The sequence below is a fragment of the Bradyrhizobium sp. BR 1432 genome, from assembly GCF_051547705.1.
GTDB classification, from domain to species: domain Bacteria; phylum Pseudomonadota; class Alphaproteobacteria; order Rhizobiales; family Xanthobacteraceae; genus Bradyrhizobium; species Bradyrhizobium zhanjiangense.
The window spans coordinates 5,932,054-5,950,489 of sequence record NZ_JBPUGF010000003.1 but is presented as its reverse complement, the minus strand read 5'-3'; the positions used below and the strand labels follow the sequence as shown (position 1 = coordinate 5,950,489).

Annotated in this window: 17 protein-coding genes, 1 tRNA gene and 1 riboswitch; of the genes, 6 read left to right on the top strand and 12 right to left on the bottom strand. The window is 62.9% G+C overall.

Going from position 1 to position 18,436, the window contains the following annotated elements; all coding sequences use genetic code 11:
• Positions 1-110 precede the first annotated feature (110 nt).
• The 4 genes from ACSKB8_RS28775 to ACSKB8_RS28760 all read right to left on the bottom strand — a co-directional run bounded on the left by ACSKB8_RS28775 (position 111) and on the right by ACSKB8_RS28760 (position 3,933).
• The gene (locus ACSKB8_RS28775) at positions 111-923 is read right to left on the bottom strand and encodes an N-formylglutamate amidohydrolase (protein ID WP_438107823.1); all 813 of its coding nucleotides are present in this window, start codon (positions 921-923) and stop codon (positions 111-113) included.
• On the bottom strand, positions 920-1,174 hold the full coding sequence (locus ACSKB8_RS28770; RefSeq protein WP_438107822.1) for a hypothetical protein: 255 nt from the start codon (positions 1,172-1,174) through the stop codon (positions 920-922). Before ACSKB8_RS28770 ends, ACSKB8_RS28775 begins: the two co-directional genes overlap by 4 nt.
• Positions 1,175-1,302: 128 nt before the next feature.
• A riboswitch (SAM-I-IV-variant riboswitch) is annotated at positions 1,303-1,410 on the bottom strand.
• A gap of 224 nt (positions 1,411-1,634) precedes the next feature.
• Complete coding sequence (locus ACSKB8_RS28765; RefSeq protein WP_438107821.1) at positions 1,635-2,099, bottom strand: HEAT repeat domain-containing protein; 465 nt, start codon at positions 2,097-2,099, stop codon at positions 1,635-1,637.
• Between the two features lie 13 nt (positions 2,100-2,112).
• Positions 2,113-3,933 carry a glycoside hydrolase family 15 protein gene (locus ACSKB8_RS28760; RefSeq protein WP_438107820.1) on the bottom strand — a complete coding sequence of 607 codons (1,821 nt, stop codon included), beginning with the start codon at positions 3,931-3,933 and terminating at the stop codon, positions 2,113-2,115.
• Positions 3,934-4,626: 693 nt separating this feature from the next.
• Here ACSKB8_RS28760 and ACSKB8_RS28755 point away from each other — a divergent pair.
• The 4 genes from ACSKB8_RS28755 to ACSKB8_RS28740 all read left to right on the top strand — a co-directional run bounded on the left by ACSKB8_RS28755 (position 4,627) and on the right by ACSKB8_RS28740 (position 9,331).
• On the top strand, positions 4,627-5,640 hold the full coding sequence (locus tag ACSKB8_RS28755; RefSeq protein WP_438107819.1) for a zinc-dependent alcohol dehydrogenase family protein: 1,014 nt from the start codon (positions 4,627-4,629) through the stop codon (positions 5,638-5,640).
• A gap of 729 nt (positions 5,641-6,369) precedes the next feature.
• Positions 6,370-7,239, top strand: coding sequence for a hypothetical protein (locus tag ACSKB8_RS28750; protein ID WP_438107818.1), 870 nt, complete (start codon positions 6,370-6,372; stop codon positions 7,237-7,239).
• A gap of 314 nt (positions 7,240-7,553) precedes the next feature.
• Positions 7,554-8,285, top strand: a complete 732-nt coding sequence (locus tag ACSKB8_RS28745; RefSeq protein ID WP_438107817.1) for a hypothetical protein — start codon at positions 7,554-7,556, stop codon at positions 8,283-8,285.
• A 743-nt stretch (positions 8,286-9,028) separates the two neighbouring features.
• Complete coding sequence (locus ACSKB8_RS28740) at positions 9,029-9,331, top strand: hypothetical protein (RefSeq protein WP_438107816.1); 303 nt, start codon at positions 9,029-9,031, stop codon at positions 9,329-9,331.
• 146 nt (positions 9,332-9,477) lie between these two features.
• Here the strand turns inward: ACSKB8_RS28740 and ACSKB8_RS28735 are convergent.
• The 7 genes from ACSKB8_RS28735 to ACSKB8_RS28705 all read right to left on the bottom strand — a co-directional run bounded on the left by ACSKB8_RS28735 (position 9,478) and on the right by ACSKB8_RS28705 (position 14,195).
• Positions 9,478-9,555 (bottom strand) — tRNA-Pro (locus ACSKB8_RS28735).
• A 113-nt stretch (positions 9,556-9,668) separates the two neighbouring features.
• Entirely contained in the window at positions 9,669-10,247 is a 579-nt protein-coding gene (locus ACSKB8_RS28730; protein ID WP_438107815.1) for a MerR family transcriptional regulator, read from the bottom strand.
• 24 nt (positions 10,248-10,271) lie between these two features.
• Entirely contained in the window at positions 10,272-10,613 is a 342-nt protein-coding gene (locus ACSKB8_RS28725; RefSeq protein WP_176945860.1) for an integration host factor subunit alpha, read from the bottom strand.
• Positions 10,614-10,744: 131 nt separating this feature from the next.
• Positions 10,745-11,725 carry a beta-ketoacyl-ACP synthase III gene (locus ACSKB8_RS28720; protein WP_438107814.1) on the bottom strand — a complete coding sequence of 327 codons (981 nt, stop codon included), beginning with the start codon at positions 11,723-11,725 and terminating at the stop codon, positions 10,745-10,747.
• Positions 11,722-12,783, bottom strand: coding sequence for a phosphate acyltransferase PlsX (gene plsX, locus ACSKB8_RS28715; RefSeq protein WP_091893283.1), 1,062 nt, complete (start codon positions 12,781-12,783; stop codon positions 11,722-11,724). The genes ACSKB8_RS28720 and plsX overlap by 4 nt, the downstream gene beginning before the upstream one ends.
• 234 nt (positions 12,784-13,017) lie before the next feature.
• Positions 13,018-13,647, bottom strand: a complete 630-nt coding sequence (locus ACSKB8_RS28710) for a YceD family protein (protein WP_438107813.1) — start codon at positions 13,645-13,647, stop codon at positions 13,018-13,020.
• Complete coding sequence (locus tag ACSKB8_RS28705; RefSeq protein WP_438107812.1) at positions 13,644-14,195, bottom strand: ubiquinol-cytochrome C chaperone family protein; 552 nt, start codon at positions 14,193-14,195, stop codon at positions 13,644-13,646. The genes ACSKB8_RS28710 and ACSKB8_RS28705 overlap by 4 nt, the downstream gene beginning before the upstream one ends.
• 98 nt (positions 14,196-14,293) lie before the next feature.
• Here ACSKB8_RS28705 and ACSKB8_RS28700 point away from each other — a divergent pair, with 98 nt between their 5' ends.
• Both ACSKB8_RS28700 and ACSKB8_RS28695 read left to right on the top strand, forming a co-directional pair.
• Positions 14,294-14,776 carry an outer membrane protein assembly factor BamE gene (locus tag ACSKB8_RS28700; protein WP_438107811.1) on the top strand — a complete coding sequence of 161 codons (483 nt, stop codon included), beginning with the start codon at positions 14,294-14,296 and terminating at the stop codon, positions 14,774-14,776.
• Between the two features lie 117 nt (positions 14,777-14,893).
• Positions 14,894-15,907: a Bug family tripartite tricarboxylate transporter substrate binding protein gene (locus ACSKB8_RS28695; RefSeq protein ID WP_438107810.1), complete on the top strand. Its 1,014-nt coding sequence runs from the start codon at positions 14,894-14,896 to the stop codon at positions 15,905-15,907.
• A gap of 175 nt (positions 15,908-16,082) precedes the next feature.
• Here ACSKB8_RS28695 and ACSKB8_RS28690 read toward each other — a convergent pair whose 3' ends face one another.
• The gene (locus tag ACSKB8_RS28690; RefSeq protein ID WP_438107809.1) at positions 16,083-18,203 is read right to left on the bottom strand and encodes a sodium-translocating pyrophosphatase; all 2,121 of its coding nucleotides are present in this window, start codon (positions 18,201-18,203) and stop codon (positions 16,083-16,085) included.
• Positions 18,204-18,436: the final 233 nt, after the last annotated feature.

Below are 18,436 nucleotides of genomic sequence, written 5' to 3'. Positions count from 1 at the left end.
ACCAGCGAGTGAACGCAAAAACACCAGGCAGGAAAAGCGTCGTCGCTTCCAGCGTGAATATGGCGGCTCGAGCAAAAAAACGGAACGCGAGCCTCGGCTCTGCTCTATGGCTATGCAGAAAGGAGGAAAGTCGCCGCAGTTGACACAAGACTGCCAACGGCTTCCCTGCACTTCTCAAAGCTGACGAGACGATCGCCCGTAAGCTCGTTCATGTAGACCCGCCGGTTCACCTCTATCATTAGCGATTGAACCCTCATGTCGGCACGGTAGTGTTTCGCCGGAACGAGCGCGCCCGAAAATGGTCTGTCAGCAGCAACGGTGAACCCGAGTTTCCTTGCAGCGTCTGCAATTGCTCCACTCAGTCCATGCGCGGTGTGGAGAGGATCCGTCCCAATGCAGATTTCGGGTCTCCGCGGGTCCTGGTCAGGCTCGTGCGGTAGCGGACGATCAGCGAAACTGTGGCAATCGATAATGAGGCAACGGTCTTCACGGCGGAGCACCTTGTCCACGGCCGACGTGAGTAACTCATGATGCGGCCGATACCACCGCGTCATAATACGCTCATGTTCAGGCGCCGAAGCTGTGGCTCGCAGGCGTCTCCCGGTGCTGGTTGCGGTGTAGATCGCGCCCATGCCGCGGCCTGCCATCGGCTCGTCTGCATCGTCTGAAAAGCGTTCCACGTCGCATACCAGCCGGCTGACTGGAAACACAACTCGCTCCGCTTCATGAAGCGTAGGTGGGAATAGCTCGTCGGTAAAAGCGTCCGTCATCCGGAGCAACTCAGTTTCGAGCTCACTCTCGCCGAGAGACAGTCGCGCGCGCTCATCGGCCGGAATCAGGCGAGAACTGTGGGGAATGTGCAGCACAGCGATCTTTCTCGCATCCATCCCGTTTCGGATTTCGGTGCTCTGCCTAATGGTCATTGCCAGTTCTCCCCATTCCGGATGGCCCCCGGCGCGCCGGGCTGGTCATCGATCCAGCCAGTTTGGCGCGCGTTGCTGACCAGTCGCTCCACTTCATTCGAGGTCACGGCCCTGTTTTTTAGCCGGACCGTGATCCGGCCTCGGGCAAGCCCGGTGGCGAGAGCATTATAGAACAGGCGCTGGACAAAGCCGGCCGATGGGCGGCCGGTTTCAGCGATCACCATGCTGCGGATTGGCATGATGCGGCCCACGCGGACAATGGCTGGAGCGGGAAGGGAAGACGCGGCCAGTCCGATGATGACACGGCGCCGCGTTGGCGGAGCGGAATACAGACTTAAAGGTGGGATAGACATGTTGCCCCCTGAGCTTCGCCGGAGGCTGGTACTGCCTGGATTGCCACTGAACAGCCCCATCCCACAAGTGTGGATACCACCTTACCGCAGCGGGCAGGTTGGTGAAGGTACCAGCCTTCGTCTTGATGTACCTTGTACATGGGAGGCGAACGAGAAACGTTCAAGTAGCGCCCGCCGGTCTGCTCTCGCGTCCAGAGATTCGGTTCCTCGACGTCGAAAGAGAATCATCATCCCTAAATTGGCGCCTGACCTCGTAATCGGGATCCGGCGACGAACGAGCGCAAATATACCTGCCCGATCACGCGCCATCGCAAGTGAAGCTGATCAGCTATCTCGAAGATAGGTTTAACTGACGAGCTCAAGTGGACAAGGACTTCAGCTCCGGCGGCGGGGCGCCCTTCCCCTCGAGCATCCCCAGCGCCAGCGCGGCCTCCACCCGCACGCTCGGATCCTTATCACCCGCTAGCTGTCGGAGGGGGATGAGGGCTTGTTCGATCCCCGGGAAGGTCGGACCGAGGCGCCCGAGGTGCCAGGCCGCCAGGCTGCGGACGAAGGCAAGCTCGTCGCCTAACTCCGCAATAAGGACGGTGACCGACTCTCCACCCAGCGGCGCCACCCGGGCGAGGGCCGCCGCCGCCCAGACGCGCACGAACTCAACCGGGTCCTGGAGGGCCGCAGCGAGGTCGGACACAGCCTCGGTTGCCGCGGGGCCGATCTCGCCCAGGGCATATGCGCCGAGGCGGCGCTGGAGCGGATCGCTGCTCGAAAGCTCCCCCACCCAGTCTGCGATGGAAGTCCCTAGGTAAGTGACCTGCGCGCTCATGGTCCGACCCTACTCAAGGCGCCACGCCGAGCCGGCGGTCCAGGTTGAACGCGGCGCTGATCAACCCGATGTGAGTGAATGCCTGCGGGAAGTTGCCCAGCGCTTCGCCACGCGGACCCGTTTCCTCGGCGTACAGGCCGAGGTGGTTGGCATAGGTCAGCATCTTCTCGAAGATGAAGCGGGCCTCCTCGGCGCGGCCCGACCGGGCCAGCGCTTCCACCAGCCAGAACGTACACATATTGAACGTCCCCTCGCTCCCGGTCAGGCCGTCGCCGGCTCCTCTGCCGATCTCGTAGCGGTGCACCAGGCTGTCGGAGACCAGCTCCGCCATGGTCCGATCGAGCGTCCCGCGCATGCGGGGGTCAGTCGGCGACAGGAAGAAGACGAGCGGCATGATCAGGTTGGACGCATCCACCGCGTCGGTGGCGAAGTGCTGCACGAAGGTCTGCCGCTCCGTGTCCCAGCCGCGCGTCATGATGGCCTCGTAGATGCGGTCTCGCTCCGCGGCCAGGCGGGTGCGGTCCAGCGGCAGGCTCCGCTTCTGCGCAAGGCGGATCGCTCGGTCCAGCGCCACCCAGCACTGCACCTTGGAGTAGACGAACTGCTGCTGTCCACCGCGCACCTCCCAGATGCCATCGTCGGCTCGCTCCCAGTTGTTCGCCACCCAGTCGAGCATCTTGCGCAGGTGGCACCAGAAGTCATAGCCGGTCGGCGTCCCGTACTTGTCGTACAGGTAGACGGCGTCCATCAGCTCGCCATAGATGTCCAGCTGCAGCTGCGCGGCAGCGGCGTTTCCGACTCGCACCGGACGCGAGCCGCGGTAGCCATCGAGGTGGCCGAGGACCTCCTCGGGTAGTTCGTGCCCGCCGTCGATGCGGTACATAGTCTGCAACGGGTTGCCCCGGGCGCCCTCGACGGCCCGCTGTTCCAACCAGGCCATGAACTGCTCCGCCTCCGACGTCAGCCCCAGGCGCAGGAAGGCGTAATTGGTGAAAGCGGCGTCGCGCACCCAAGTATAACGATAGTCCCAGTTGCGCACTCCGCCGATCTCTTCCGGCAGCCCGCAGGTCGGCGCCGCCACGATCGCGCCGGTCGGCGCGAACGTCAGCAGCTTCAATACCAGCGCCGAGCGGTGGACCATCTCGCGCCAGCGACCTGAATAGTTGCACTTTCTCAGCCACTGCCGCCAAAAGGCCAGGGTTTGCGTCAGGGCCTCCGTGCCGACCAGCCGCGCCTCGAGCAGGACGCCGTCATGATCGCTATCGTGGCCGTTCTCCTCCACCTGGCGGAGGATGAACGTGGTCGTCTCGCCGGGGTTGAGAACGAACTCGGCAGCGACGCCGTCGCCCTGCCGACCAAGCGGGAAGCGGCTGACTAGCGAGACTTTCATGCCTTGCGCCTCGAAGATCGCTCCCCGGCCCTCCAGGACGACCTGGTGGGGCCGGCGGGCGAAGTCGAAAGCCGGCCGGCAGTCGAGGCGGAATCGAACCGACCCGCGCACCGCCCGCACTACCCGGACGATCTGGTGGATCTTTCTGATCTCGCGCGGGCCTTGGACCGGCATGAAGTCGACGACCTCACCAACGCCCTGGTCGCTAAGAAAGCGCGTCACCAGGACGTTGCTGTCAGGCATGTACATCTGTTTGTGCTGCGCCTCGTAGAGACTGGCGATGCGGAATGAGCCCCCTTTCTGGTCGTCGAGGATCGCCGCGAAGACGCTCGGTGAGTCAAAGTGCGGCAGGCAGCACCAGTCGATGGACCCGTCGATGCCGACCAGGGCAATGGTGTGCAGGTCGCCGATGACGCCATAGGACTCGATCGGCTTGTAGCCCATGATCTCGTCTCCTCCGCACGCTCGACGCTGATCGAGCCCCATGATGGGCATATCGTCAATGCCCTGAGGCGGAGAAAAGAGACAGCGGATATTCAACTTTTTTGCTCGCTTATCTCGCTCGCGGCCCCCTCGCCAGTAAAATTTCTGAAATTCGGAACTCTAAAGCGTCCGAAAAACATCGTTTGCATCGACTGATCCAATACAGGGTCGCTGGAAATTGCGCACGCGAGAGCGAAGTCTAGCAATCTCTTCCCGCGAGAACCTTTCGGCTGCTGCGGGGCCTTCGCAACAGTAGTCGGATCCGCAACTCGGGAACTGCGTCCGCTCAACCCGGAGAGCGGCACTATTCGGCATGTCGGCGCTTGGCCTTTGGACATGCGCGTCCGGTCGAATGTCCGCTTCGCGCCAAGAGCTGCCCTCCCCGCTGGGTTCGGTTTTGAGCCACACTCGAACTCAGTGACCTTTCGACCTCGGGCAGGTATGCTCAACGACGCAGGGATAACGGCGGTTTTCGAATCCGGAATATTCGGCGCCCGGATCTCTGGATGAGCCGGACGAGACCGCATTTGGGAGTCGTCGCACTGCTGTCGCAAGCCGCCGGGCCCCTTCGTGCAGACGGTCAGGAGGATTGAGCGTGACATTCAAGCGAATGCCGTTTCGGTCTTGACCGGGCGAACACAAGGAAACGCGACAATGAAGTGCTTCGAATTGCAGGGACCGGATGGGGTCGAGGGACTCAAGCTGGTCAACAGACCCGTCCCGCAGGCCGGACCGGGCCAAGTGCTGGTGCGCATCAAGGCTGCGACGCTCAACTATCGCGACCTTCTCACGATCAAGGGCGGGTACGGTTCGCGTCAGAAATTTCCGTTGATACCGGTTTCCGACGGTGCCGGCCTCGTGGAGGCCGTCGGTCCGGATGTGAAGGCATTCGCGCCTGGCGATCGCGTCGTCGGCAGCTTCTTCGAGACATGGATCGGCGGCGAACCAAGTGCGGCGAAGATGCAGGGAGCCCTCGGAGGCGCTGTCGACGGCGTCCTCGCCGAGTACCGCGTCTTTTCATCGCAAGCGCTGGTCCGAACTCCGGATCACCTCTCCGACCTCGAGGCTGCCGCCCTGCCCTGCGCGGGGCTGACCGCATGGAGCGCGACGGTCAAACTCGGTGGCGTGAGGGCCGGCCAGACCGTCCTGACACAGGGCACCGGCGGCGTATCGATCTTTGCACTTCAGTTCGCGAAGATGTGCGGCGCGCGCGTCATCGCCACCTCGTCGAACGAGGCCAAGCTCGAACGGCTGAAATCTTTGGGGGCCGATGTCACAATCAATTATAGGACGGCGCCCGACTGGGGCAAGAAGGCGCGAGACCTTACAGGCCAAGGCGTGGATCTGGTCGTCGAGGTCGGCGGCGTCGGCTCGCTCGACGAGTCGATCCGGGCGATCCGCATCGGCGGGACGATCGCCTTCATCGGCGTGCTCGCCGGACCGCCGCCGGCCGAACTGCGCCTGCCCTTGATGGTCATGCAGCAGCAACGACTGCAGGGGGTCACCGTGGGCTCAGTCGAAGACCTGCAGGCAATGTGCGATGCGATCGCCATCAATCGAATGAGGCCCGTGATCGACAAGACCTTCCCGTTCGACCAAGTTCCGGAGGCGTTCCGTCACATGGCTAGCGGCGCGCACTTCGGAAAAGTGGCCATCGCGGTCGAATGACGGACGTTGTAGAGCGATCTCTGTCCAACGGTGGAGCCGACCGCTATCATCAAACGCGGGAAATCGCGGAATATCGCAGAGTGGCGCGGAAAATCGTGGCCCGGGGTGGCCGGGAGCGACTCGCCCCCCAGCGTTACAGTTCTTGATCTTCAGTTTGTTCAAAGCGGCCCGGTCTCCTTAGCCCAAGTCCGGCTCTCGCCCTTTCGCACGCTATCGTACGCCGAACTACTCCATCGGCGTAACGTCTGTTGGACATCCGTACGGGGTTGACGACATTCGCCGACGGGGTGAGAGGAAGTGCGCGGGATTGCGCGGTGGGTGCCGTCGGCGAAGCGGCTTAGACGTCCGTGCGGTGATTATGACTCTGGAGTAGTAAGCGGAAAGTTACAGCTGATCGGCCCGGGTTTGTAGGCACGGCTTGAAAACCACGCGCGGTAGCGCTCATCGGGTCGGGGCAAACGGCACTTTCGGCCACCTGAAGGCTCAAGATAGACCGGTGCCCACGACGATCCGGGCCGGCCTTGTGATCAAAATCAACTCCAAGGGCTTTAGCTCAAGCGGCCTCCTTCAGCAGATTCGCCCTCGCAAGCTAGCTGGGGGCAAACTACCGGTTTTGCTTGGCGGCCGCAAAAGACCCGCTAGAGTTGCACGTGACACGCCAGCCCGCGTCACAATTTGATTTCGTCGGGGGCAGAGGCGCGTCCTATTCGGCGCGGGAGCATATTTAAATTGATCGACGGCGACATGGAAAAACTGCGCGAAATCTTCACTCTTGTTTGCTTTGCGATGGGGATAGCTGCTCTAATACTCTGCATCCATCAAGCTTGGAAGACTGGGTCGACTGCGACCCTAGGAGCTGCGTTCATCGTCTGCGCCTTGTTTGTCTTTCTATCTCAAATCAAGACGTTCAAGGTTTGGGAGGTTCAAGTGGAGTTGCGCGAGCAACTCGATCAGGCACAGGCACTTCTTCAACAGTTGAGGCGGACTTCGATCAATAGTGCTCGCGCTGCCTACAATCAGGCAGCATGGGGCAATCGGATGGGCGCCCCGACCGCACGAGAAAAACAAGCTCAGCTAGATGAAGTGGACAAGCAACTTGCCGATTTGAACATCAGTGCGGAGGAGCGCGCTGGAATCGTCCGCCCCATGGTACGGATCATTGGTTTTGACCTGTATCAAGTGTTCTCCCGAACGCTGCAGGCCTACGCTGCTTTGCGATACAGCGCACTCGTGGAAAGAGCTAGATCCGGCGAACCCAAGTTCGTTGAAGAAAGAGAGCAGCATAGTATCGGCGTCTCGCAGTGGTCAAAGAGAGAAGCAGGCCAAAATCCGTTCGAGCGCTTGTATCGGTACGATCTTGCTACGGAATTGGAGAGGGAGACACCCCGAGCTGGTGAATGGCTCAATGCGCAAGAGCTCGAATCGGCGCGGGCATTTGCTAAGGAGATCACAGCGCTATACTCGGGCTGCAGTCTCAAAGGTCACTATACAGCGGAAGCTGCTGCGTACCTGGATGACTACGGCCGAGGGGGAACGGAAGGATATGAGCGCAAAGCCCGACAGGTTTTTGGGAGGGCGCTCGAAGACCTAAAGCACTAACGCGCCGGCGACTTGGCTTCCGATAAACGCCGCGGGTGGTTATCCATTCTGATGGGACTCGTGGCTGCCGATAACTCTGATCGCATTTGTTTGGGAGAATTTCAGTGCGCTTATTGCTTTGCCTGTCGTTGGCAGCAGCCGTATCAATGACACCCGCCTCTGCCGCTCCGCCAGCGAGCTGCTCTTCTAAGTTCATCGGCGAATGGAGGCATTCCGGAGGAAATAAGGGGACGCTCACCGCTGACGGGAGAGCCATTTGTAGTGAGCACGCGGCGTGTCAGGCGGAGGGTACCTGGACGTGCTCCGGCGATAACTTGACCTACACAACGAGTCTGGGATCGTGGGTGTACACGCTGCAACCCGACGGCTCGATTACGGCCAACGGCGGCATCGCCCGAGCCGTGCGCATCGGGAGAGCGCCGGCTCCGCCGGCAAAGCCCTCTCCAACTCCTTCGAACCAAACAGCAGCAGCCGTCGGCAATCCAATCTCAAGACCCGTCAAGCCGCAGAAAGATTGCAGCGGCGTAAGCGGCAAGATCGATGGCGTCGAACTCAAGCCGATGAAGTGCGATGATGCACCGCCGAAGGCTGCCGCGGCGGCACCTGCACAAGCATCTCCTCCGGCAAAACAGCCAAGCTCAGGCGTTGTGGCCGGTTCAAAGGGTGCCTTGGAGGCGATCGCCGAGATCTCTCCGGAACTCAAGAAGGCGCTCGATGAGGCAGGCCGCAACCTGGAGCATGCAAAGATCGACCCTTCCCGAGTAAAGGAGCTCGTGGTGCGCGAACCCGAGCGATCCAGAACGGAAGCGAAGGCCTCTCCTTCAGAAACGACGTCAGCACCAGTTGCGGCCGATGAGCCCCGAGCTCCGGCGCGTACGATCACCGAACTTGATCCAGACGACTATGCCAAGACGTGCCGAGATGAATCGTTTGCAAGCGGCCTTAAGAGTTCTGAAGCAGGATATCGCCGCGGCAACCGAAGACGTGGTGCGACAACGAGATCCGAAGAATACGAGGCCCGTTCGTGGCCTCAAGTTCTATGCTGAGAAATACAAGCTCATTAAGAAGGTTCTGAAGCTTTGCGCGGTAGAAGTATTGCAGAAACAGATCATTGAGCCGATCGAAGCCAGCGACATCTTCGAAGACCCATCGTATGACGCTCGATGAGCGCCACTCGGACTTTTGAAAATTCTGAAATTTAGCCGAGGGGCTTTGCGACCTTTGGACTACGCGCGTCCGCCCCTCCCCCTAGGGGTCGGAAGTGGGCCGGGATGGGTGCCCCGCTGAGCTCTCGTTATGACGGTCTCGAGGCGGTCCCTTCAAACTGCGATCGAAAGGCCCGCAGTCATACGCATGACTGACCTTCAAAGAATTCTGCATGCTGTGATAGCGACGCACGCATGCTAAGTCGCTGGCGCTATTTCCATATTGACGCGCGGTGCGTCGTGCCCGCCTCGAATTCCTTGTCGGGTAATGCGCGCTTTCGAAACCCGACAAAAGCGCTGAAATCGATAAATGCGCAAATCCGATCAAGCGCTAAGTTGTCTGGTTTTACGTATTAGACTTTTCCAGACAAGAAATTCGTTGTCGATTTTTCGAGATGCCGCATGCTGGTCCCGGGTCGAAAGCCCGAAACATCAGCCGATAGCCATTCCGGTCAGCGGCGATCACAGATCTTGTCCAGGGGCCGCGCGCGTATGTCCAAGGCGCACGCCCAAAGGTGCGCGGGGCCGTCTGATGTCGGTCATTTCGCCCCTGGACTTCCATCTTGCTCGAAAGGCAAAACATCATGATCGCTTCTTCCGCTCTGCGTTCCAGCGTCACCCTCTGCGAAACCGAAATCGGCCGCGCGCTTGCACGCAGGGAAGTCGACCTCCTCTTGAGCATTGATGGGCCGTACGCCCTCGTTCAGTGTCAGGTCAGCTCGGCAATCGCCGCTGCGATGCTTGCCCCTCTCAAGGGGAAGGCCGCCGGCCAGTTCCGAGTTCTCGCCGGCAACATGGTCGAGATCGACGCCGCGGTGACGTTGCCGGTCGCGATGAAGATGCTGGAGGCAAAGGATGCTGCGAGCGCTCGACTTCAGTTGCACTGAATAATCGCGGTCATTGGGCGCTCGCAAACCGCCCAAATCAGCCCATAATCGACGCTCGTGCTTCCCCGGTGCTTCCCCGCGGGAGGCACGGGCGCAATCCACGATGGATAGGAGCAAAAATGTCCCTGCAATTGCAGTTCGTTAGATGGTCGGAGCGAGAGGATTTGAACCTCCGACCCCTAGTCTCCCAGACTAGTGCGCTAACCGGGCTGCGCCACGCTCCGAATGTCGTTCCATTAGCTAGGATCGCCGCTTTGCGCAAGGCGAGGCCGCAGCATTTTGCTGTATCCGCCCACAGCCCCCGGAACTCCCCGCAAAGCCGGCGCGAAGCGGCCCCTCATCCGTCCTTCAGCGCCTGATCCAGCATTTCCTTGGCTGCGACGAGGTCGGCGAGCGCCCGGCCGAGCCGCTCCCTATCCAGCGCACTGGGGCCGGCGGGCGCTGTGGCAGAGCCGCCCTTGCGGAAGGTGGTGAGGATGTCCTCGTCGTCGATCTCGGCGAAGCGGAAGTCGATGCCTTCCTCCTCGCTGCCCTGATAGTCGTCATCGTCGGTATCGGTGACGCCCTTGATCGGCGCCTCGTCCTCGGGCTCCATCAGGCTCGCGCCGATGGCGTCCTCGATGGCCCCGAACGAGACCGCGGCAGCGCTGTCGGCGAGGCCCTGCACCGATTTGACGCCGTGCTCCTTCAGGATCCGCTGCACCCCGCGGATGGTGTAGCCCTCCCCGTAGAGCAGGCGGCGGATGCCCTTGAGCAGGTCGACGTCGTCGGGGCGGTAATAGCGGCGGCCGCCGCTGCGCTTCATCGGCTTGATCTGGGAGAAACGCGTCTCCCAGAACCGCAGCACGTGCTGCGGAATGTCGAGCTCCTGCGCTACTTCGCTGATGGTTCGGAACGCATCCGGCGCCTTGTCCAAATGCCAATCCTTTCCGATAGGCGGTTACGCCTCGGGTTGAACCTTGCTGCCATCGCCGTTGGTGCGGTGCTGGGCGTTGATCCGCTGCTTCAGGATCGCCGACGGCTTGAACACCATCACCCGGCGCGGCGAGATCGGCACCTCGGTGCCGGTCTTCGGATTACGGCCGATACGCTGACCCTTCTTGCGCACCATGAACGAGCCGAACGAGGACAATTTCACCGTTTCGCCCTTCTCGAGGCAGTCGGTGATCTCCTTCAGCACGAGTTCCACGAAGGCGGACGACTCCGTGCGCGATAGCCCCACCTTCTGGTAGACGGCTTCGCACAGATCAACACGCGTTACGGTTTTGCTGGTCTCGGTCATCGCCCTGCCCCACATCACGGCGAACAATTGTTGTCTGAAATTAGGAGCTTACGATACGGCGGTCAACAGCGCTCATCAATGCAGACGCATCGATAATCGCGCTGATTCCGGCAAAATTTTATAGACTGTTGCTACCAGCGCACGAGGGCAGAGCCCCAGGTGAAGCCGCCGCCCATGGCTTCAAGGAGGACCAGGTCGCCCTTCTTGATGCGGCCGTCCTTGCGCGCCACCGAGAGCGCCAGGGGAATCGAGGCCGCCGAGGTGTTGCCGTGCCGGTCCACCGTCAGCACCACCTTCTCAGGGGCGATATGCAGCTTGTGGGCGGAGGCGTCGATGATTCGCTTGTTGGCCTGGTGCGGCACGAACCAGTCGATGCTGTCGGCGTTGAGTCCGGTCGCCTGGAACGCATCGACGATCACGTCGGTGATCATGCCGACCGCGTGCTTGAAGACCTCGCGGCCCTCCATGCGCAGATGGCCGACGGTCTGGGTCGAGGACGGCCCGCCGTCGACGAACAGTTTTGCCTTGTGGCGGCCGTCGGAGCGCAAGTGAGTGGTCACGAGACCGCGGTCGGTCGCGGCATTGCCCGGCTGCTCCTGCGCCTCCAGCACGACCGCGCCGGCGCCGTCGCCGAACAGCACGCAGGTGCCGCGGTCGTTCCAGTCGAGGATGCGCGAGAATGTCTCCGCGCCGATCACCAGCGCGCGCTTGTAGGCGCCGGTGCGCAGGAAATTGTCGGCGGTGGCGAGCGCGAACACGAAGCCCGAGCACACCGCCTGGAGGTCGAACGCCGCGCCGTGGTTGATGCCGAGCCCGTGCTGCACGGCGACCGCGGTTGCTGGGAACGTATTGTCCGGCGTCGAGGTCGCCAGCACGATCAGCTCGATCGATTGCGCGTCCACGCCCGCATCGGCGAGCGCGGCCTGCGCTGCCCTCAGCGCTAGGTGCGAGGTGAACTCGCCCTCGGCCGCGATGTGCCGTTCACGGATGCCGGTCCGCTGTACGATCCACTCGTCGGAGGTGTCGATGCGCGCCGCCAATTGGGCGTTGGTCACCACCTGCTCCGGCAGATAAGAGCCGCAGCCGAGCACGACCGAACGGATTTTCGTCACGAAACAGCCTCCTGCGCGGCCTGCACGGAACTAAGTGCACCGCCCTCGCGGTTGAGCATCTGATTGATCTTGTTCAGGAGATCGTAGTGAGCCATCTCATAGCCAACATCGATCGCATAGGCAAAGCCTTCGGCGTTGGTTCCGCCGTGGCTCTTGACCACCACCCCGTTTAGCCCCAGCAGCACGCCGCCATTGGACTTGTTGGGGTCCATCTTGTCGCGCAGGGCCTGAAAAGCGCTACGCGCAAAGAGATAGCCGAGCTTGGACAGCCAGCTCCGCTGCATCTCGTTGCGGAGTAATTCCGCCATCTGGCGCGCGGTTCCCTCGGCGGCCTTCAGCGCGATGTTGCCGCTAAAACCTTCGGTCACGATGACGTCGGCCAGCCCCTTGCCGATGCCGTCGCCCTCGACGAAGCCGATATAGTCGAGCTCGGGCAGGTTCCTCGCACGCAGGATCTCGCTGGCCTCGCGGATCTCCTCGTGCCCCTTGATCTCCTCGGCGCCGATGTTGAGCAGTCCGACCGTGGGCCGCGTCTTGTTGAACAGCACGCTCGCCTTGGCCGCGCCCATGACCGCCATCGACACCAGGTGGTGCGCATCGCCACCAAGGGTAGCGCCGAGATCTAGCACGACGGACTCGCCGCGCCTGGTCGGCCATATCGCGGAGATGGCCGGACGGTCGATGCCCGGCAGCGTGCGCAGGTGGAAGCGGGCCATCGCCATCAGCGCGCCGGTGTTGCCGGCGGAGATCGCGACATCCGCCTCGCCCTTCTTCACGGCATCGATCGCGAGCCACATCGAGGAGGTCTTGCGGCCGCGCCGCAGCGCCTGGCTCGGCTTGTCCGAACCGCTGACGGCAACGTCGGTATGGATGATCTTCGAGGCGGCCTTGAGCGCGGGGTGCTTTTCGAGCTCGGGCTCGATTTTGGCGCGGTCCCCGACCAGCAGGAATTCGCTATCGCGGTGCCTGCCAAGCGAGATGGCAGCACCGGGAATGACCACGGCGGGGCCGACATCGCCTCCCATGGCGTCCAGCGCGATGCGAACCTTGCTTGGCATGAAAGTCCTGGAAACCTGGTCTCGTGCGGTCTTGAGCTCGCGGGCCGCAAAATGGGTTCGCCACGGACATGGCGACTGGCCAAGCGCCACGCCGCACCCGAACCGGGGCGCGACAATAGCGTTTTGTTACCCCGAAACAACCTCTTGCCCCAGCCTTTTGCATTCAGGACGATCCGCGAGCGAACGGATGAATCTGCAGGAAACGCCTTGGAATCAAACGGATATAACCGTTCTTCAAACCATCGCGGCAAACGGCTCGTGCCCCGCCCCAAGCGGTCCCGCCGGAAATGCCGAGCTATTTGCCCTTTTCCTGTCCTGAAGTGCCTTCAGGGCTGCGAATGGATGGTCCTCCGGATCGGGGGCGGTGACCTCCGCCTCGAACACGGCCCCCTCCTTGCGCGGATAGGGATCAATCGCCAGGAACAGCGCGTCAGTGGCGAGACGGCCGAGATCGATGATGCCATTGACGACCGCCTCCGGAGGGTCGGCGACATCAGGCGGCTCCTGATCGTCCTGCCCCTCCTCGATCAGGTCGGCCAGCCGGCGCGCCTCGGCCTCGGGAGCGAACATCAGGTCCACCTCCTCCTCGATCTCGCTCTCGATCGGATCGAGCGTGACGACGCAGGTCTGGCCGATCCGGCCGCGGACCAGCCCGGTGACCTGGACCCGCCCGCCGCTTTTCGGAACGATATCGAAGCTGGCACGGGCGGACAGGATCTCCCGCAGGCCCGCGATCGCGGCCATCGCCTGCCGCTCGGCCGCCGAGGCCTCGAGTTCGCGATGCAGGCCGGTGTCGGGGACCTGCGCCACGATCACGGGCGCCCGCCAGGGATCGGGCTGGGATCCGGTCGTCGGTCGGCTCATGGCATGACATCCTCTGGCAGCGCCGGGGGAAACTTGAAGGACGCGCGCAAGAGCGCGGCCTCGTCGGTCCGGCCGAGATCGGCTTCCGTGGCCCGGGCATAGGCCGCGAGCCTCTGCGCCTGATCCATGCCGGTCCCATTCAAGATATTCTTGCAGATCGCTGATGCCAGCGCCTCGCCGGCGCTCTCGATGGCTTGGTCATAGGCCTGGACGCGGCCATAGAAGGCCTCGCCAAAAGCCCGCATCCGCTTCGGTACGGTCTGGTCGCCCACCCCCATCTCGCGCAGATTGTCGTCCATGTCCTCGCAGAAGCGATCGAACAGCGCCTGCGACAGCTCGGTGGCGCCCTGGACCGTGCGCAGGCGGCGCAGCAGCAGCCAGAGATGCAGCAGCAACAGGTCGAAACGCCCGTTAACCGTATCCGGTACCCCCAAGTCACGGTAAAATATGGGTTCTCGCGCCTGCGTCACGATCATGCCATAGATGGCTTCGATGGTGCCCGGCGGGGTTAGCCGGGGTTTCCTGAAGTGATTGAACGGCCAAAGCATTGTGGTTTCCGCAAGCGGGCGCGCGCGTGTTGCATTCAGAGCCTCCGCCCGGTACTTCAGCGCCTCGCGCGACGCAAGGGGACGGAATCAGTTCCGCTATGACGATGACGAACCAGATTGGCCTGCGCGCGGACAAGCGCGGCCTTCATGCACGCTGGCGCGGCCTGCGCATGTTCGCGGCCGTGGCTCTGGTCGGCGCCGCCCTCGCCGGGTGCACCGGTGAGCAGTTCCAGAAGGGCTACATCCTGCCGCCCGGCGCGCTGGAGCAGATTCCGATCGGCGCGAGCCAAGACCAAGTGCTGATCGTGATGGGCACGCCCTCCACTGTCGCGACCCTGGACGGCGAGGTGTTCTACTACATCTCCCAGCGCTCCGAGCGCATGGTCGCCTTCATGAACCAGAAGGTGGTCGACCAGCGCGTGATCGCGATCTATTTCGACAAGAACCGCCGCGTGCGCCGGCTGGCGAATTACGGCCTCCAGGACGGCAAGATCTTCGACTTCATCAGCCGCACCACAGCGACGTCGGGCCAGGAGATGAGCTACCTCGCGCCGCTGTTCAAGCTGCTCAGCTTTAACTGAGCCGTCACCCTGCGGCGTCGTGCCGCCCTCCGCGCGGCACTTGCCCTCGCGCGCGGCTTGCCGTCGCGCGCCGGGTTCCCTACGCTCCCGGCAAAACAAAAAGCAGGGAGTGGATTCGTGCCCAAGAAACTTCAGAACATTTCGTTGTCCCGCCGTCGCGTGCTCACCGGCGTTGCCGGTCTCTCGGCCGCAGCCATCCTGCCACGATCGAGCCTGGCCGACTGGAAGCCGACCGAGAACGTCCGCCTCATCGTGCCGGCGGCGGCCGGCGGCTCCACCGACGTCATGGGCCGGCTCCTGGCTGCCCACCTGCAAACCGCCTGGGGCCGAACGGCGGTCGTGGAAAACCGCTCCGGCGGCGGAGGCACGATCGGCACGGCCGAGGTGGTCCGCGCCAAGCCTGATGGTCACACCATCCTGGTCGGCAATCCCGGGCCGAACGCGATCGCCTACAGCATCTTCAAGAACCTCACCTACAAGCCGGACCAGCTTCAGCCGGTCTCCAACATGATCCGGATCCCGAACATCGTCTCGGCGCATCCGAAGACCGGCATCAAGTCGATCGCCGAGTTGATCGCGTACCTCAAGGCCAATCCGGACAAGCTGAGCTACGCCTCCTCGGGCGTCGGCCAGAGCCCTCACCTCACCGGCGCCTGGTTTCTCCAGCTCACCGGGCTGAAGATGACCCACATCCCGTTCCGCGGCGCCGGCCCCGCGCTCCAGGCCGCGCTCGCCGGCGACATCCAGATCCTGTTCGACAATCTCTATCCGAGCCTGCCGCAGGTGCAGAACGGCACGCTCAACGGCCTCTGCGTCACCACGACCGAGCGCAGCGAGCTCGCGCCGAACCTGCCGACCATGCGCGAGAGCGCGTCGGAGTTGGCGAACTTCGACGTGTCCTCCTGGTTCGCCGTGTTCCTGCCGAAGGGGGTCTCACCCGAGGTGCTCAACGCGCTCAATCTTCAGGTCAAGGCGATGCTGGAGCGCGACGACATCAAAAAGCAGATCGCCGCCATGGGCGCCCGCGCCGACTACGGCACACCGCAGCAATTCGCCGCCTTCGTGGGCGCCGAGACGAAGAAGTTCGCCGGCATCATCCAGAAGGAAGGGCTGCAGATGGACGTGCAGTGATCGCCACCTACGTCATTGCGAGGAGCTCTTGCGACGAAGCAATCCAGACTGCCTCTGCGGAAAAATTCTGGATTGCTTCGCTGCGCTCGCAATGACGTGGTGAGAGGGCTCGGCCTGCCAAGCAAAAACCCCGCGGCTCGCGCCGCGGGGTTTTGTCTTGTGTCGCCGCCGCCGCTCAGTGCGCCAGGATCGCCAGCAGCAGCAAGGCCACGATGTTCGTGATCTTGATCATCGGGTTCACCGCGGGGCCGGCCGTGTCCTTGTAGGGATCACCGACGGTGTCGCCGGTGACGGCCGATTTGTGGGCATCAGAGCCCTTGCCGCCGAAATGGCCGTCCTCGATGTACTTCTTGGCGTTGTCCCAGGCGCCGCCGCCCGAGGTCATGGAGATCGCGACGAACAGGCCGGTCACGATCACGCCGAGCAGCATCGCGCCGACCGCCGAGAATGCCGCCGACTTGCCGGCCACGCCGCCGCCCGCGATCGCGTAGATCAGGAAGTAGACGACGATCGGCGACAGCACCGGCAGCAGCGAGGGGATGATCATCTCCTTGATCGCCGCGCGGGTGAGCAGGTCGACCGCCTTGCCGTAGTCGGGCTTGTCGGTGCCCTGCATGATGCCCGGCTTCTCGCGGAACTGACGGCGGACTTCCTCGACGATCGCGCCGGCCGCACGGCCGACCGCGGTCATGCCCAGCGCGCCGAACAGATACGGCAAGAGGCCGCCGAACAGCAGGCCCACCACCACATAGGGGTTGTTGAGCGAGAAGTCCGGATTGACGCCGGCGAAGTAGGCGTGTTTCGCGGAGTCCGCAACGAAGAACTTGAGGTCCTGGTTGTAGGCCGCGAACAGCACCAGGGCACCGAGACCGGCCGAGCCGATCGCGTAGCCCTTGGTCACCGCCTTGGTAGTGTTGCCGACCGCGTCGAGCGCGTCGGTCGACTTGCGCACCTCCTTGGGCAGTCCCGCCATCTCGGCAATGCCGCCGGCATTGTCGGTGACAGGACCGAAGGCGTCGAGGGCGACGACCATGCCGGCCAGTGCCAGCATGGTGGCGGTCGCGATCGCGATGCCGAACAGCCCGGCGAGGCTGTAAGTGACCAGGATGCCGGCGATGATGACGAGCGCGGGCAGCGCGGTCGCTTCCATCGAGACGGCGAGGCCCTGGATCACGTTGGTGCCGTGGCCGGTGACCGAGGCCTGCGCAATCGACTTCACCGGGCGATAGTCGGTGCCGGTGTAGTATTCGGTGATCCAGATGATCAGCGCGGTGACGACGAGACCGACCACGCCGCATTCGAACAGCGCCATGCCGGTGAAGTCGACGCCCTCGAGCTTGCCGAAGCCGATCAGGTAGTAGATCACCAGCGCGATGCCGATCAACGACAGGATGCCGGTCGCGATCAGGCCCTTGTAGAGCGCGCCCATGATCGACTGGCTCGGCCCGAGCTTGACGAAGAAGGTGCCGACGATCGAGGTGATGATGCAGATGCCGCCGATCGCGAGCGGCAGCGTCATCATGTTGGCGAGGATCGGCGTCTTGGCGAAGAAGATCGCCGCGAGCACCATGGTGGCGACCGCTGTCACCGCATAGGTCTCGAACAGGTCGGCGGCCATGCCGGCGCAGTCGCCGACATTGTCGCCAACGTTGTCGGCGATGGTGGCGGGGTTGCGCGGATCGTCCTCGGGGATACCGGCCTCGACCTTGCCGACGAGGTCGCCGCCGACGTCCGCACCCTTGGTGAAGATACCGCCACCAAGACGGGCGAAGATCGAGATCAGCGAGGCGCCGAAGCCGAGCGCCACCATGGCGTCAACCACGGTGCGGCTGTCGGGCGCAAGCTTCAGCGAATGGACCAGGAAGCCGAAATAGAGGGTGACGCCGAGCAGCGCGAGACCGGCGACCAGAAGGCCGGTGATGGCGCCCGCCTTGAAAGCGAGCTCGAGGCCACCGGCGAGCGAGGTCGTCGCGGCCTGCGCGGTGCGCACATTGGCGCGGACCGAGACGTTCATGCCGATGAAGCCGGCCGCCCCCGATAGGACGGCGCCGATGGCAAAACCGATCGCGACATAGACCCCGAGGAAATAGGCAAGCAGCAAGAAGATGACGATGCCGACGAGACCGATCGTGGTGTACTGGCGCCGCAGATACGCCTGCGCGCCTTCGCGCACCGCTCCTGCGATCTCCTGCATGCGCGGCGTCCCCGCATCCGCGCCCAACACCGAAGACGTCGCCCAAATCGCGTAGACGACGGAAAGCACTCCGCAGAGCACTATCAACCATAATGCTGTCATGTGATTTTTTGCCTCAGATCCTTGATGTACCCCCGGCGCCTTTTGTTGTCCGTCGTGCCGGTGCGGCGCCTTGATTTTGAACAAAGCCGCCCCTTGCCCGAAGGGGCGGCCCCAGTCGGTCGCGAGCTTGCCAAAATCAAATTAAGGGTGCAACGCCGGATAAGGCCGAAACGGCCGATCTCGGCAGGTATTTGGGCCAGTCCGGAGAATTAAGATGCCGGTTTGGAGCAATT

What these genes read in the sequence shown, in the direction of transcription:
- ACSKB8_RS28775 (WP_438107823.1), bottom strand. Translation starts at nt 923, where the DNA reads ATGACCATTAGGCAGAGCACCGAAATCCGAAACGGGATGGATGCGAGA.
- ACSKB8_RS28765 (WP_438107821.1), bottom strand. Translation starts at nt 2,099, where the DNA reads ATGAGCGCGCAGGTCACTTACCTAGGGACTTCCATCGCAGACTGGGTG.
- ACSKB8_RS28760 (WP_438107820.1), bottom strand. Translation starts at nt 3,933, where the DNA reads ATGGGCTACAAGCCGATCGAGTCCTATGGCGTCATCGGCGACCTGCAC.
- ACSKB8_RS28755 (WP_438107819.1), top strand. Translation starts at nt 4,627, where the DNA reads ATGAAGTGCTTCGAATTGCAGGGACCGGATGGGGTCGAGGGACTCAAG.
- ACSKB8_RS28740 (WP_438107816.1), top strand. Translation starts at nt 9,029, where the DNA reads ATGATCGCTTCTTCCGCTCTGCGTTCCAGCGTCACCCTCTGCGAAACC.
- ACSKB8_RS28725 (WP_176945860.1), bottom strand. Translation starts at nt 10,613, where the DNA reads ATGACCGAGACCAGCAAAACCGTAACGCGTGTTGATCTGTGCGAAGCC.
- plsX (WP_091893283.1), bottom strand. Translation starts at nt 12,783, where the DNA reads ATGCCAAGCAAGGTTCGCATCGCGCTGGACGCCATGGGAGGCGATGTC.
- ACSKB8_RS28710 (WP_438107813.1), bottom strand. Translation starts at nt 13,647, where the DNA reads ATGAGCCGACCGACGACCGGATCCCAGCCCGATCCCTGGCGGGCGCCC.
- ACSKB8_RS28705 (WP_438107812.1), bottom strand. Translation starts at nt 14,195, where the DNA reads ATGCTTTGGCCGTTCAATCACTTCAGGAAACCCCGGCTAACCCCGCCG.
- ACSKB8_RS28700 (WP_438107811.1), top strand. Translation starts at nt 14,294, where the DNA reads ATGACGATGACGAACCAGATTGGCCTGCGCGCGGACAAGCGCGGCCTT.
- ACSKB8_RS28690 (WP_438107809.1), bottom strand. Translation starts at nt 18,203, where the DNA reads ATGACAGCATTATGGTTGATAGTGCTCTGCGGAGTGCTTTCCGTCGTC.